The sequence below is a fragment of the Streptomyces mayonensis genome (assembly GCF_018982965.1).
Lineage (GTDB): Bacteria > Actinomycetota > Actinomycetes > Streptomycetales > Streptomycetaceae > Streptomyces > Streptomyces mayonensis.
On record NZ_JACBYP010000158.1, the window covers coordinates 1 to 14,406 of the forward strand.

Sequence of the window (14,406 nt, forward strand, 5' to 3'; positions counted from 1 at the left end):
GGGGGGGGGGGGGTGGCCGTTCGCCCGGGTTGCGTATTTTGCCGCCCCGGGGGGCCCCCCGCCCCCCGGGGCGGGGGGCGGGGGGCCGGGGGGGGGCGGAACGCGCGGTGCGGGACGGGAGAGACGCGGGGTGCGGTGAGGGAGGAAAGGGGGGCGGGACGGGAACGGGCTGCGGGGTCAGCGCGAGGTGTCGAAGACCTCGTCGCGGGTGGTCGCTAGCGCGCTCTCCAGTGCGCCGCGCAGGACGGGGTGCTCGGTCACGTCACCGACGACGAGCCGGGGCCGGGAGGCCGCCAGCTCCTCCAGCTCGTCGCGGACCAGGTCGCGCAGCGCCTCGCCGCCGGAGACGAGCGAGGTGCCGCTGAGGACCACCAGTTCGGGGTCCAGTACGGAGACCAGGGAGGCGAGGCCGGTGGCCAGGCGGGTGGCGTAGGCCCGCAGCAGCCTGCGGTGCGGATCGTCCCCGTCTCCGGTGCCGGCCTGCGCGGCGCGGGCCACCAGCGTGGCGGCGACCTCGGGATACGGCCCCGAGGGCACGTCGGTGACGCCCAGCTCCCGGGCCAGCCCCGCCAGGGCCTGGGAACCGGCCAGCTCCTGGAAGCCGCCGCTGCCGGTGCGGCTGACCTTGCGGACCAGCGGGGCGCCCGGCACCGGCAGGAAGCCGACCTCGCCCGCGCCGCCGGTCCAGCCGCGGTGCAGCCGGCCGCCGAGGACCAGGGCGGCGCCGAGGCCCTCCTGGTTCCACAGCAGCACGAAGTCCTCGTTGCCCCGGGCGGCACCGAGACGCTGCTCGGCCACGGCGGCGAGGTTCACGTCGTTCTCGTACTCGACCGGCATCGGCAGGGCGGCGGCGAGTTCGTCGAGGAGGGTGGGGGAGTGCCAGCCGGGCAGGTGGGAGGCGTAGCGCAGCCGCCCGGTGCCCGGGTCGAAGGCGCCCGGCGTGCCGATGACGAGGCGGTGGACGGCGCTGCGGTCCAGCCCGGCCGCCTTGACCGCCCCGTCGAGGGCCTCGGTGACCTGCTGGACGACGGGGACGGTCGGACGCCGGCCCGGGGTGGGCAGCTCGAACCGGCCGACCGTGCGCCCGGTGACGTCGGCGACCGCGGCGAGGACGCGGCCCGGGGTGACGTCGAGACCGGCGGCGTACGCGGCGGCGGGGTTGACCTCGTAGAGCTGGGCGCCGGGCCCGGGGCGCCCCTCGGTCGTACCGCCGGCCAGCACCAGACCCGCGGCCTCCAGGCGGGCCAGCAGCTGCGAGGCCGTCGGCTTGGACAGTCCGGTCAGCTTGCCGACCCGGGTCCGGGAGAGCGGCCCGTGCTCCAGGAGGAGGTCGAGTGCGGCCCGGTCGTTCATGGCCCGCAGGACGCGCGGGGTGCCCGGGGTGCCGGTGGTTCCTGCCATGCGTGTCCACACCTGCCTCTCGGCCGCTCAGCCTTTCACGGAGATGCCCGCTCGGCGACTGTTAGGAAAGTTTCCTGTTGGCTGAGAAACGTAGGCCGCCGGTGGGGTGCCGTCAAGAGACGGACCCCGAGGCAACGCAGTCGTTACCTCGGGGTGCGAGGGAGGGCGAGGGAGGGTGCGGGGGCGCGGGGTGGGCCGGCTCGTGACGCCGCTCTACTTGGTGGTGCTGGGCGGCGGGATCGGGGACGCCGCGACGGACTGCGGAGACACCGTGCTGGCGTAGGCCGACGGGGCCGCGACACCCGCTGTGGGGTCGGCGGCGGCCGGGGCGCCCTCCAGCGGGACCGTGGCGCCGCCGACGATCGCGATGCCCGCCGCGTCGAAGGCCCGCTTGATGCGCCAGCGCAGCTCGCGCTCGACGGTGAGGGACTTGCCGGGCATGGTCTTGGCCGAGACCCGGACCACCATCGAGTCGAGCAGTACGGAGTCCAGGCCGAGGGTCTCGATCGGGCCCCAGAGCATCTCGTTCCAGGGCTCCTCCTTGCTCATCCGCTCGCCGACCGCGGTGAGGGTCTCCTTCACCTTGTCCAAGTCCTCGTCCGAGCGGACGGTCACGTCCACGCCCGCCGTGGACCAGCCCTGCGAGAGGTTGCCGATCCGCTTGACCTCGCCGTTGCGGACGTACCAGATCTCGCCGTCGGCGCCGCGCAGCTTGGTCACCCGCAGCCCGACCTCTATGACCTCGCCGGAGGCGACCCCCGCGTCGATGCTGTCGCCGACGCCGTACTGGTCCTCCAGGATCATGAAGACGCCGGACAGGAAGTCGGTGACCAGGTTGCGGGCGCCGAAACCGATCGCCACACCGGCGACACCGGCGGAGGCGAGCAGCGGGGCGAGGTTGATCTGGAAGGTGCCCAGCACCATCAGGGCGGCGGTACCGAGGATGAGGAAACTGGCCACCGAACGCAGCACGGACCCGATGGCCTCCGACCGCTGCCGGCGCCGCTCGGCGTTGACGAGCAGCCCGCTCAGCGCGGTGCCGCCACCGGTCGTGGCCCTGCGGTTCATCCGGTCTATCAGCTTGGTGATGGCCCGCCGCACCACGGCCCGCAGCACCACCGCGATCACCACGATCAGCAGCACCCGCAGTCCGATCGCGAGCCAGGTCGACCAGTTCTCCTCGACCCAGCCCGCGGCGTTCGTCGCGTGCTCCTGGGCGTCCTGCAGCGTGGGCACCTCGGGGGCCGTCGGGGACGGTGACGGCGAGGGCGACGAACCGGCGGCCGAGGGGTCGGCGGCGGACAGGGACACGGGGGACACTGCGGATACCTCCAGATGCGGCAGCCCGTCCTGCGCGGTCCGGCCCCGGGGTCCGGTCCGGTCTGGTCCGGGGGCCGGTCCAAGGTCACGGAAAGGTCACCGGACGGGCAGGAGCACCACACTAACGGGGCACGCGGCGCCCTCCGGCCCGAAACGGCCGGGAGAGACGGTCCTCACCCGCGCTCGAACTGGTCACGCCGCCGGCACCGTGACCCGTGTGTTCGAAAACACTCCCAGCCCGTTACCGGGACATGGTGGCGCTACGACCAGCCAAGAGGGGAGACTGAACCAGATCGTCCCGGCGCGAGCCACGCGCCGCCGACGCCCAAGGAGGCACCCGTGCCGCATGTCCTGGTCCTCAACGCGTCGTACGAGCCGCTCGGCGTCGTACCGCTCCGCCGCGCGCTCGTCCTCGTCCTGGAGAACAAGGCCGTGTGCCTCGAGGAGTCCGGCGCCTACCTGCACAGCGCGACCGTCACCGTGCCCGCACCCAGCGTGGTCCGGCTCAAGCGGTTCGTACGGGTGCCCTACCGGGGTCCCGTCCCGCTCACCCGCCGTGCCCTGTTCGCCCGCGACGGGGGCCGCTGCATGTACTGCGGTGCCGTCGCCACCAGCGTCGACCACGTCGTCCCGCGCAGTCGCGGGGGCCTGCACGCGTGGGAGAACGTGGTGGCGTCGTGCCGCCGCTGCAACCACGTCAAGGCCGACCGCCACCTGGTCGAACTGGGCTGGCGCCTGCGCCACAAACCGGCCCCGCCGACCGGCCTGGCCTGGCGCATCATCGGCACGGGCCACCGGGACCCGCGCTGGTTGCCGTACTTGCAGCCGTACGGCGCGGAGGACGCCATGGCCCGGATCGACGGCATCCCGGCCTGACGGTCCGGGCCTTTGCCTTGCCCCGGCTCAGCGCACCCAGTTCTTCAGCGGCTCGGTGTCCAGCACGATCCCGACCGGCTCGGGCAGCGCGGCCTCCTTGCCGAAGGGCAGGGTCCGCACGGTCTCGTACCGCCCCGCGTCCGGCCCGCTGTGCACCCTGACCTCACAGGCGTCCCGGTCGATCAGGAGGTACACCGGGATACCCGCCCCGGCGTAGGCCCGGGGCTTCTCGACACGGTCGCGCCGGTCGGTGTCCGAGTCGTACGACGTCACCTCGACGACCATGAGAACGGGCGCGGGATCCGCCCACTCACCCGCACCGGCGAAGGCATGGCTGGCCACGAGTGATCCGTCGGGACGCGCGCGGCCTCCGCGGTAGGCCTCGACCGCCAGACCCTGATGAGAGTCGAGCCAGAGCTCCGGACGCTGCTGCATGCAGATGCGCGTGAGCCACTCGATGATGCTGCCGTGGTCGCCGTCAGGCACGGCCTTCCCCCCAAGATGTCCGTTGATGAACTCGAGCCGCGCGCCTTCTATGCTCCGGTCGGCATGGCGGGCGAGTTCCTCGAACTCTGTGACGAGCATCTGCGGCCTGTCAGCGGTCACGGTCACAAGGCTCCTCCGGGTCTGCGGGGGTCCACACGCCCAGCGTAGACGAGATACAACTTGTCCAGATGAGCGTGTACCGCCGGTCCGGACGACGGTGCAGGCGGGCGCCGGGGAGGATCGTGCGAGCCTCGCGGGCGTACACGCCGTAGTTGGGGGTGGATCCGAGCCCCGAGCGCCGGCACGCCGCTCCCTTTCAGGAGCCACTGGCGGGCACCGAGCACTCCCAGCAGCTCGCGCAGGGAGACTGCGGTGGGTCCCTCCGGAGGGCCGTAGGCTTGAGCGCACGGTCCGACGCAGCCTTGCCCAGCGTGACTCCATCCAGCTCGTCGAAGCTGCCCGACTGGAGATGTGACCGATGCCCGAGTTCGACTTCGTGGAGTCCGGCTACAGCAACGGAAGCGGCGAATGCGTCGAGGTCGCCCCCAACGTCCCCGGGGCCGTGGCGGTCCGGGACTCCAAGGCCTCCGTCGACGGCCCGGTACTCCGCGTCGCGCCGCAGGCCTGGGCGCGGTTCGCGAGGTGTCTGCCGCTCAAGGCCGGCGCCACGTGAGGGTGTACCGCCAGAACAGGCGGCGGCGCAGGCGGGCGCCGGGGAGGATGGTGCGGGCCTCGCGGGCGATGTCGGTGAAGGGCATGCCGGCGGGGCGGGTCGGGGCGGTCATCGAGGTGGGGCGGGGGGCTGTGCGGCCTCTGTTCTTGAGCCACCCGGTGGCGGCGTTCAAGGGGGCGGCGACCGCGCCCAGCAGGTGGTCCGTGACCGTCCGTGGCCGGTAGAGGCCGACGACGACCAGGGTGCCGCCGGGGGCCAGGCGGCCGCGGAGCGCGGTGAGGGCCTCGGTGAACGGCAGGTGGTGGAGGGCGGCGACGCAGGTGATGACGTCGTGGGGGCCGGCGGGGAGCCCGGCCGGGGCCTCCGCGACCTCGTACGTCACCGGTGCCGTCCCGGGGGTGAGTGCGCGGGCCCGTGCGGTGATCGCGGGGTCGGCGTCCACGCCCGCGACCTGCTCGGCGCGGGCGGCGAGGAGGCGGGCCAGGTCGCCGCTGCCGGAGCCCACGTCCAGGGCGCTGCCGAACCGGCGCGGGAGCTGCCGCAGGATCCAGCGGTGGTAGTGGGCGTTGTGGTCCCACGGGTGCGCGGCGTTGAAGCGGTCGAGTGCCCGCAGGGCCCGGTGCGGCAGAGGGGGCATGCGGCTCCTCCGGTCGGTCGTGTGTGACCGCTCGGTCGGTCGTGTGCGATCGCTCGGTCGGTCGTGCGTGATCGGTCGAGCGGCCGTGTGTGACGGTCGGTCGTGCGTGATCGCTGGTGGATGACAGGATTCCTTTGGGTGGGTTCATGGGTATTCAGAACCAGTGGAATGTGACCAGGACCACGTTGTCGATCTCAGGGGGCCTGCCTCGGCACCTTCTGGGTAGGGGCTGCCGTAACCCGCCGAAAACACACTCGGCACGACGAACGACCCCGAGGAGACTCCCATGGCTGCACTGGCACCCCTTCTGCTGCCGGCCCCCTCCAAACCCGTGGCGGAGCCGTCCACCCCCTGGGCGGAGCCCTCCGCCGCCTCCGACACCCCGCACTACTGCGTCTTCGGCGCCACCGGCAGCTCCGCGGAGACGCCGCTCACCAGCGAGCCCCCGCGGCCCGACGCCGAGCCCCTCACCAGCGAGTCGCCGTTCGCCGACGCCGTACCGCTGACCAGCGAGTCCTCGCCCGAACTCACGGCCGACGTGCCGGAGCAGGGCGGCCCCTCCTTCGCCGTTCCGGAACCCACGATGTCGTAGAGGTGGCAGATGCCCGCAGCCCGGCCGGACGACCACCCCACCGAAGGCCTTCCCGGAGACCTTCCCGAGGATCTGACCCGGCTCGCCGCGCTGCACGGCGTCGCCACCTCCTACCGCCCCTCCCCGGACCGCACCGTCCCGGCCTCGGCCACCGCCGTCACCCACGCGCTGGCCGCGCTCGGCGTGGACACGCGCACCCCCGGAGCCGTACGGGCCGCGCTCGCCGCCCGGGAGACCGAGCTGCGCGAGCGCCTGCTGCCGCCCACCGTCGTCCACTGGGGCGACGGCGGCACACCCGCCGCCCTGGCGGCGCTGCCCGCGGGCACCCGGCTGCGCGTCGACACCGAGCAGGGCGAGCGACGCGACGGGGCCGGGCGGCTGCCGGACGACGGGACGGGGCCGCTGCCGGACGGTGTCCACCGGGTGACCGCCACCGCGCCCGACGGGCGTACCGCCGAGGCGCACCTGATCGTCGCGCCCGGCCGGGTGCCCGCCCCCGCCGCCCGCTCCCACGGACTTCTCGTCCAGCTCTACTCCCTCCTCTCCCACCGCTCCTGGGGCATGGGCGACCTAGGTGACCTCGGCGAACTGGCCGCCTGGGCCTCACGCGTCCTCGGCGCCGGATTCGTGCAGGTCAACCCGCTGCACGCGGCCGTACCCGGTGCCCCCACCGATCCTTCCCCGTACCGGCCCTCCTCGCGCCGCTTCCCCGACCCCGTGCACCTGCGCATCGAGGACGTGCCCGAGTTCGCGTACGCCGACGACCCCGAGCGGACCCGTACGCTGCGGGAACGGGCGGCGCGGCTGCGGGAGGGGGTACTGGACAAGGGCGCCCTCATCGACCGGGACGCCGTGTGGGAGCTGAAGCGCGACGCCCTCGAACTGCTCCACGAGGTCCCCCTCGGGCCCGGCCGGCGCGCCGCCTACTGCGACTACCTCGCCGAACAGGGCACCGCCCTGGAGGACCACGCCACCTGGTGCGCGCTCGCCGAGGTCCACGGCTCCGACTGGCACCGGTGGCCCGAGGAACTGCGCGATCCCCGCTCGGCCGCCACCGACCGCGCCCGTACCGAGCTGATGGACCGCGTCGACTTCCACTCCCGCCTCACCTGGCTCACCGACACCCAGCTCACCGCCGCCCAGCGCACCGCCCGCGAGGCGGGCATGCCGGTCGGCATCGTCCACGACCTCGCCGTCGGCGTGCACCCGCGCGGCGCCGACTCCTGGGCCCAGCGGGAGTACTTCGCCGCTGCCACGTCGGTGGGCGCACCGCCGGACGCCTTCAACGCCCGCGGCCAGGACTGGGGCCTGCCGCCCTGGCGCCCCGACCGGCTGGCGGAGGGCGGGTACGCACCCTTCCGGGGGCTGCTGCGCGGCCTGTTCCGCTACGCCGGCGCACTGCGCGTCGACCACGTCATGGGACTGTTCCGGCTCTGGTGGGTCCCCGAGGGCCGTCCGCCCACCGACGGCACCTACGTCCACTACGACGCCGAGGCCATGCTCGCCGTCCTCGCCCTGGAGGCCACCCGGGCCGGTGCCGTGGTCGTCGGCGAGGACCTGGGCACCGTGGAACCCGGCGTGCGCGAGACGCTGCGTGAGCGCGGGGTGCTCGGCACGTCCGTGCTGTGGTTCGAGCGGGACTGGACCGGCGACGGCCGCCCCCTGCCCCCCGAACGCTGGCGCGCCGACTGCCTGGCCACCGCCACCACCCACGACCTGCCGTCCACCGCCGCCCGTCTCACCGGCGAGCACGTCGAACTCCGCGACCGCCTCGGCCTGCTGACCCGGCCCCTCGAGGAGGAACGCGCCGCGGCGTCGGCGGACACCGCCGAGTGGCTGGACGTCCTGGCCCGGCTCGGCCTGCTGCACGGCACCGGCGGCGGCACCGGAACCTCCGCGGAGGAGGCGGAGATCCAGGCCGTGCACCGCTTCCTGCTGCGCACGCCCGCCCGCATGGTCGGCATCTGGCTCCCCGACGCCGTCGGCGACCGCCGCCCGCAGAACCTCCCCGGCACCTGGGACCAGTACCCGAACTGGCGGCTGCCCGTCGCCGACGCCGAGGGCCGCCCCGTGACCCTGGAGGACCTGGCCGCGTCACCCCGGCTGCACGCCCTGATGGACGCCGTACGGGAACGCGCCGACGGCTGATCCCGGCGCCCGCGGCACCCCGTACGGGCACCCCGGACGCGCGGCCGCCCGGGGCGTTCGCTAACTTTGCACCGTGGACAAGAAGAACGCCCTGCGCGCCGGCGCCCTGGCAGCCGGTACGACGCTGATGATGCTGCTCATGTCGTCCCCCGCGCTCGCGCTGACGCGCGACGACGGCGACGACCCCGGCACCGGCCTGAGCGTCGTCGAGACACTGGGTCTCTACGTCCTGGCCCCGATCGCGCTGTTCGTGGTCATCGCGGGCCTGTGCATGGTCCTGGACCGCTCCAAGGAGGAGCACCGGGTGACCACCCGCAACATCAAGACCAAGGACACCAGGGAGAAGGCCGGCGCGAAGGCCTGACCTTCCGGCCCGGCCAACCCGGCCTCTCCGGCTCCCCCGAGGGCGCCGCCCCCACCGCACACCGGTGACGACGGGCGGCGCCCTCGGCGCGTCCGGGGGCCGCTACCCTTCCGTCCCGGCGAGCAGGGCCCGCAGCAGGCCGGCCACCTGGGCGGCCTGCCGGGCGTCCAGCGCGCCAAGCGCCTCCGCCTGGACGGCGAGCCCCGCGCCGACCGCCTCGTCGATCAGCTCGAGCCCCCGCTCGGTGAGCGTGACCTGCAGTGCCCGGCGGTCGTGCGGGTCGGGGGAGCGGCGCAGCAGGCCCGCCCCTTCCAGCTTGTCCAGCCGTCCGGTCATGCCGCCGGTGGTGAGCATCAGCGTGGCCGACAGCTCCCGCGGCGAGAGCGTGTAGGGTTCCCCGGCCCGCCTCAGCGTCGCCAGCGCGTCGAACTCCCCGCGGGAGAGCCCGAAGCGCCCGTACGCCCTCTCCATCCGGTCACCCATGGTCCGCGCCAGCCGGAACACCCGGCCGAACACCTCCATGGCGGCCGTGTCCAGATCGGGCCGCACCGCCGCCCACTGCTCGACGATCGCGTCGATCGGGTCCTTACGCGGTCCGCCACGCGACTCGGGGCTCTGACTCATGCCACGAGTATCGGCCATGGACCCGGGTGTCCCCCGGACGCGGGAGGGGCGCCCGGCACAACGCCGGGCGCCCCTAGAGACAGGACGGACTTACCCGGCCGCCCCCGCGGCCTCGTCCGCCGCCTGGGCCCTGAGTGCCCGCTCGATGCCCGCGCGGGACTCCGAGACCAGGCGGCGCAGGGCCGCGGTCGGCTCGGCCGAGGCCAGCCAGGCGTCCGTGCGGTCCAGGGTCTCCCGGGACACCTGCACCGCCGGGTACAGGCCGACCGCGATCTGCTGGGCCATCTCGTGCGAACGGGACTCCCAGACGCCCTTCAGCGCCTCGAAGTACCGCTCCGTGTACGACGCCAGCAGTTCGCGCTGGTCGGTCTGGACGAAGCCGGCGATGACCGCCTCCTGGACGGCGTTCGGCAGCTTGTCGGAGTCGACGACCGACTCCCAGGCCTCCGCCTTGGCGGCCTCGGTCGGGCGGGCGGCACGCGCGGTGGCCGCGTGGCGCTCACCGGCGGCGGTCCTGTCCCGCTCGTACTCGGCGGCGATCTCCGAGCCGCCGAACCGGCCCACGGCCGCGAGCCGCTGCACGAACGCCCAGCGCAGCTCGGTGTCGACGGCCAGACCCTCGATCGTCTGCGTGCCGTCGAGCAGCGCGTCGAGCAGGTCGAGCTGCTCCGGTGTCCTGGCCGTCGCCGCGAACGCCCGCGCCCACGCCAGCTGGTGGTCGCTGCCCGCCTCGGCCGCGCGCAGGTGGGCCAGCGTGGCCTCGGTCCAGCGGGTGAGCAGCGCCTCGCGGGCGGTGGGGGCGGCGTACTGGTCGACGGCCAGCTTCACCTGGCGGTGCAGGGACTGCACCACACCGATGTCGGACTCCTTGGCGATGCCGGACAGCACGAGCGAGAGGTAGTCGCGGGTCGCCAGCTCCGCGTCGCGGGTCATGTCCCACGCCGACGCCCAGCACAGGGCGCGCGGCAGCGACTCGGTGAAGTCGCCGAGGTGTTCGGTGACGACGGCGAGCGACTGCTCGTCCAGGCGGACCTTCGCGTACGACAGGTCGTCGTCGTTCAGGAGCAGCACCGCCGGGCGGACCTTGCCCACCAGCTGCGGTACGGCCGTCAGTTCGCCGTCGACGTCCAGTTCGACGCGCTCCCCGCGCACCAGCTTGCCGGTCGCGTCCAGGTCGTAGCCGCCGATGGCGATGCGGTGCGGGCGCAGCGTCGGCGCGCCCTTCGCACCGGCGGGCAGGGCCGGGGCCTCCTGGCGGACGGCGAAGGACGTGACGACACCGTTCTCGTCCGTCTCGATCTCCGGGCGCAGGACGTTGATGCCGGCCGTCTCCAGCCACGCCTTCGACCAGGTCTTCAGATCGCGCCCGGACGTCTCCTCCAGCGCGCCCAGCAGGTCGGACAGGCGCGTGTTGCCGAACGCGTGGCGCTTGAAGTACGCCTGCACGCCCTGGAAGAACGCGTCCTCACCGACGTACGCCACCAGCTGCTTGAGCACGCTCGCGCCCTTGGCGTACGTGATGCCGTCGAAGTTGACGAGCACGTCGTCCAGGTCGCTGATGTCCGCCATGATCGGGTGCGTGGACGGCAGCTGGTCCTGCCGGTAGGCCCAGGTCTTCATCTGGTTGGCGAACGTCGTCCACGAGTGCGGCCACTTCGAGCCGGGCGCGTCGGCCTGGCAGGCGGCCTCGGAGTAGGTGGCGAACGACTCGTTGAGCCACAGGTCGTTCCACCACTCCATGGTGACCAGGTCGCCGAACCACATGTGCGCCAGCTCGTGCAGGATCGTCGCCGCCCGGCCCTCGTACGCGGCGTCCGTCACCTTCGAACGGAACACGTACTGGTCGCGGATGGTCACCGCGCCCGCGTTCTCCATCGCGCCCGCGTTGAACTCCGGCACGAAGAGCTGGTCGTACTTCTTGAACGGGTACGCGTAGTCGAACTTCTCCTGGAACCAGTCGAAGCCCTGCCGGGTGACCTCGAAGATCGCGTCCGAGTCGAGGTGCTCGGCGAGCGAGGGGCGGCAGTAGATGCCGAGCGGCACGGACTGGCCGTTCTTCTCGTACACGCTGTGCACGGAGTGGTACGGGCCGACGATCAGCGCCGTGATGTACGACGAGATGCGCGGGGTGGGCTCGAAGACCCAGACGTTCTCGCGGGGTTCCGGGGTCGGCGAGTTGGAGATGACCGTCCAGCCCTCGGGCGCCTTCACGGTGAACTGGAACGTCGCCTTGAGGTCCGGCTGCTCGAAGCTCGCGAAGACGCGGCGCGCGTCCGGTACCTCGAACTGCGTGTACAGGTACGCCTGTTCGTCGACCGGGTCGACGAAGCGGTGCAGGCCCTCGCCGGTGTTGGTGTACGCGCAGTCGGCGACGACGCGCAGGATGTTGCGGCCCGGCAGCAGTCCCGCGAGGGCGATGCGGGAGTCCTGGAACACCTCGTCGGGGTCCAGGGCGTCGCCGTTCAGCGTCACCTCGTGGACCGCCGGGGCGACCAGGTCGATGAAGGACTCGCCGCCGGTCTCGGCGACCTCGAAGCGCACCGTGGTCACCGACCGGTAGGTGCCTCCCTCCTGCGCGCCGGTGAGGTCGAGATCGATCTCGTACGAGTCAACGGTCAGCAGCGTCGCCCGCTGCCGCGCCTCTTCGCGAGTCAGGTTTGTGCCAGGCACGCGGTCATCTCCTCGTTATGTGTGGGTTGCGCCATCCTTCCACGTGGCCCGCACCGAACGCGATGTCCATTTCCCGCCGGTGCGCGCGCCCCGCGCGCAGGAGCCTGGGCGCATGAACGGCTACCTCGCACGCCCCGTCCCCCCGGCCGCCCTCGACGAACTCCGCGCCGCCGACGACGCGGGCCGCAGCCCCGCGCCCCGCACCGACACCGAGGGCGGCGCACCCCTGCGCTGCTGCCTGCGCCGCAGCCGTCCCGGTGAGCGCACCGCCCTGGTCTCCTACGCCCCGCTGCGCCGCTGGGCGGCCCGCACGGGCGCCGACCCGGGCGCGTACGACGAACAGGGGCCCGTCTTCATCCACGCCGAGCCGTGCGCGGGACCGGACCCCGAGGGCGCGCTCGCCTTCACCCACGCGCACCGCACCCTGCGCCGGTACTCCGCCGGCGGGCGCATCCTCGGCGGACGCCTGGTCGCACCCGGCGGGTTCGGGTCCGCCCTCCGGGAAGCGTTCGACGACCCGGCCGTGGAGTTCGTCCACGTCCGGGCCGTCGAGTACGGCTGCTTCCTCTACGAGGTCACGAGGGGGTGAGCGGCGCTCAGCCCTTCAGCTCCGCCGCCACCAGCTCCGCGATCTGCACCGCGTTCAGGGCCGCGCCCTTGCGCAGGTTGTCGTTGGAGACGAACAGGGCGAGGCCGTTGTCCACGGTCTCGTCCCGGCGGATGCGGCCCACGTACGACGGGTCCTGACCGGCCGCCTCCAGCGGGGTCGGCACCTCCGTGAGCGCCACGCCGGGGGCGCCGGCCAGCAGCTCCTTGGCGCGCTCCACGCCGAGAGGGCGGGCGAAGCGGGCGTTGATCTGGAGGGAGTGGCCGCTGAAGACGGGCACGCGCACGCAGGTGCCGGAGACCTTCAGCTCCGGGATCTCCAGGATCTTGCGCGACTCGTTGCGCAGCTTCTGCTCCTCGTCCGTCTCGTGCAGACCGTCGTCGACGATCGAGCCGGCCAGCGGCAGCACGTTGTACGCGATCGGCGCCACGTACTTCTCCGGCTTCCCGAACTCGGCGGCCGAGCCGTCGTGGGTGAGCTTGGGCGCGTCCGCGCCGACCTTCTGCACCTGCTCGAACAGCTCGTCCACGCCGGCCAGGCCGGAGCCGGACACCGCCTGGTAGGTGGCCACGACGAGGGCTTCGAGGCCAGCCTCCGCGTGCAGCGGGCGCAGGACCGGCATCGCGGCCATCGTGGTGCAGTTCGGGTTGGCGATGATGCCCTTGGGGCGGTCGGCGATCGCGTGCGGGTTCACCTCGGACACCACGAGCGGGACCTCGGGGTCGCGGCGCCAGGCCGAGGAGTTGTCGATCACGACGGGGCCCTGCGAGGCGACCTTTTCGGCCAGTGCCTTGGAGGTGGCGCCGCCCGCGGAGAACAGCACGATGTCCAGTCCGGAGTAGTCGGCGGTGGTCGCGTCCTCCACCGTCACGCCGTCCAGGTCCTTGCCGGCGCTGCGCGCGGAGGCGAACAGGCGCAGTTCGGTGACGGGAAAGTCGCGCTCCGTGAGGATCCTGCGCATGACCGTGCCCACCTGACCGGTGGCTCCGACGATTCCGACCCTCACGGTGACTCCTTCTCCGGTTGTGCGCGTGTCTTCACGCGCGCTTTGCTCGGCCGAGACTTTTCCATCATGGGGCGAAGTCCGGCCCGCCTGTCCAATCCTTTGCGCGGTGTTCCCGCGCACCGGGACGCGGTGGCGCGGACGGGCGGCGCGGTCCTTCGGCGGCGACCCGGCCGAGCTGCAGAAATTCACTCCGGCCGGCCCGCACGCCGCAAGCTGTGCTGTGGCGCCCCTGCCCATCCCTTCCCGGCCCACACGGTGGTGTGACGTACGCCTCGTGCCACGGGACGACCGGCCGGGCGAACGTTCCGGGCGCCGCCCGCGTCATAGGGGGGACGCGAGGTCGGGGCCCAGGGGGAGGGGTGGCAGTGCTGCGCAGGAAGGCCCGCCGCGGTCAGGGGGACGCCGGACGCGGCGACCCGCTGGACGCGGCCCAGGAACGCCGGGTGCGGTCGGTGCTCGCGCTCGGCGGTGTGCCGCAGGCGGACCTGCCGGACGGGGTGCAGCAGGTCCGGCTGCGGCTCCTCGAGCGGACGGCCAGTGGGCGCGAGGCGCCGCGCGACGTGTCGGCGTGGGCGGCGGTGGTCGCCTCCAACCTGGCCATGGACTGGCACCGGGCCAGGCGCCGCCAGGACCGGCTCGGCGAACGCCTGGCCGCGCTGCGCCAGCCGGACCATCCCCGCGACGAGGAAAGCAGCGTCCTCTCCCTGGCGGTCGCCCAGGGCCTGGACGAGCTGCCGGACGCCCAGCGCCAGGTCCTCGTCCTGCGCTTCTACGCCGACCTGCCGGTGCGCGGCATCGCCGAGGAGCTGGGCATTCCCGAGGGCACCGTGAAGAGCAGGCTGCACACGGCGGTACGGGCCCTGCGCGCCCGCCTGCACGAGGACGAGGTGGTGTGAGATGGCCGCCGGACAGCACGCCGGGGGACAGGACCCGGACCCGGAGGGACGGGGGGCGCGGGAGGAACGGGGGGCCCGGGAAGGACGGCCGGCACGGGGGGCCTCG

At 73.5% G+C, this 14,406-nt stretch carries 14 protein-coding genes; 7 read left to right on the top strand and 7 right to left on the bottom strand.

From position 1 onward, the window contains the following. Nucleotides 1-177 precede the first annotated feature (177 nt). Complete coding sequence (locus HZS56_RS34650) at nt 178-1,401, bottom strand: ROK family transcriptional regulator (RefSeq protein WP_216724786.1); 1,224 nt, start codon at nt 1,399-1,401, stop codon at nt 178-180. 213 nt (nt 1,402-1,614) lie between these two features. Next, nucleotides 1,615-2,712 carry a mechanosensitive ion channel family protein gene (locus tag HZS56_RS34655; protein WP_216724799.1) on the bottom strand — a complete coding sequence of 366 codons (1,098 nt, stop codon included), beginning with the start codon at nt 2,710-2,712 and terminating at the stop codon, nt 1,615-1,617. A gap of 348 nt (nt 2,713-3,060) precedes the next feature. On the opposite strand from HZS56_RS34655, the gene HZS56_RS34660 reads away from it, so the two are divergent. Beyond that, on the top strand, nt 3,061-3,597 hold the full coding sequence (locus HZS56_RS34660) for an HNH endonuclease (RefSeq protein ID WP_216724787.1): 537 nt from the start codon (nt 3,061-3,063) through the stop codon (nt 3,595-3,597). 27 nt (nt 3,598-3,624) lie between these two features. Here the strand turns inward: HZS56_RS34660 and HZS56_RS34665 are convergent, their stop codons facing one another. Further along, entirely contained in the window at nt 3,625-4,209 is a 585-nt protein-coding gene (locus tag HZS56_RS34665) for a Uma2 family endonuclease (RefSeq protein WP_216724788.1), read from the bottom strand. A gap of 352 nt (nt 4,210-4,561) precedes the next feature. On the opposite strand from HZS56_RS34665, the gene HZS56_RS34670 reads away from it, so the two are divergent. Next, nucleotides 4,562-4,756 carry a DUF397 domain-containing protein gene (locus HZS56_RS34670; protein ID WP_216724789.1) on the top strand — a complete coding sequence of 65 codons (195 nt, stop codon included), beginning with the start codon at nt 4,562-4,564 and terminating at the stop codon, nt 4,754-4,756. Here the strand turns inward: HZS56_RS34670 and HZS56_RS34675 are convergent. Then, complete coding sequence (locus HZS56_RS34675) at nt 4,737-5,393, bottom strand: class I SAM-dependent methyltransferase (protein WP_216724790.1); 657 nt, start codon at nt 5,391-5,393, stop codon at nt 4,737-4,739. The two genes, HZS56_RS34670 and HZS56_RS34675, sit on opposite strands and share 20 nt — an antisense overlap. A gap of 286 nt (nt 5,394-5,679) precedes the next feature. On the opposite strand from HZS56_RS34675, the gene HZS56_RS34680 reads away from it, so the two are divergent. The 3 genes from HZS56_RS34680 to HZS56_RS34690 all read left to right on the top strand — a co-directional run bounded on the left by HZS56_RS34680 (nt 5,680) and on the right by HZS56_RS34690 (nt 8,497). Then, a complete protein-coding gene (locus tag HZS56_RS34680; RefSeq protein WP_216724791.1) occupies nt 5,680-5,985 on the top strand; it encodes a hypothetical protein in 306 nt (101 codons plus the stop codon). A 9-nt stretch (nt 5,986-5,994) separates the two neighbouring features. Further along, complete coding sequence (gene malQ / locus HZS56_RS34685) at nt 5,995-8,133, top strand: 4-alpha-glucanotransferase (protein WP_216724792.1); 2,139 nt, start codon at nt 5,995-5,997, stop codon at nt 8,131-8,133. Nucleotides 8,134-8,206: 73 nt separating this feature from the next. After that, complete coding sequence (locus HZS56_RS34690) at nt 8,207-8,497, top strand: hypothetical protein (RefSeq protein ID WP_216724793.1); 291 nt, start codon at nt 8,207-8,209, stop codon at nt 8,495-8,497. A 102-nt stretch (nt 8,498-8,599) separates the two neighbouring features. On the opposite strand, the gene HZS56_RS34695 is transcribed toward HZS56_RS34690, so the two are convergent. Then, nucleotides 8,600-9,121 (bottom strand): MarR family winged helix-turn-helix transcriptional regulator, encoded by a 522-nt coding sequence (locus tag HZS56_RS34695; RefSeq protein ID WP_216724794.1) that lies wholly within the window; start codon nt 9,119-9,121, stop codon nt 8,600-8,602. 90 nt (nt 9,122-9,211) lie between these two features. Then, a complete protein-coding gene (pepN, locus tag HZS56_RS34700) occupies nt 9,212-11,791 on the bottom strand; it encodes an aminopeptidase N (RefSeq protein WP_216724795.1) in 2,580 nt (859 codons plus the stop codon). A 112-nt stretch (nt 11,792-11,903) separates the two neighbouring features. Between pepN and HZS56_RS34705 the strand changes: the two genes are divergently transcribed. Then, nucleotides 11,904-12,380, top strand: a complete 477-nt coding sequence (locus tag HZS56_RS34705) for a DUF1203 domain-containing protein (protein ID WP_216724796.1) — start codon at nt 11,904-11,906, stop codon at nt 12,378-12,380. A gap of 7 nt (nt 12,381-12,387) precedes the next feature. Here the strand turns inward: HZS56_RS34705 and HZS56_RS34710 are convergent, their stop codons facing one another. Further along, complete coding sequence (locus HZS56_RS34710; RefSeq protein WP_216724797.1) at nt 12,388-13,404, bottom strand: aspartate-semialdehyde dehydrogenase; 1,017 nt, start codon at nt 13,402-13,404, stop codon at nt 12,388-12,390. Between the two features lie 359 nt (nt 13,405-13,763). Between HZS56_RS34710 and HZS56_RS34715 the strand changes: the two genes are divergently transcribed. Next, nucleotides 13,764-14,300, top strand: a complete 537-nt coding sequence (locus tag HZS56_RS34715) for a sigma-70 family RNA polymerase sigma factor (RefSeq protein ID WP_216724798.1) — start codon at nt 13,764-13,766, stop codon at nt 14,298-14,300. The last annotated feature ends 106 nt before the right edge of the window (nt 14,301-14,406 follow it).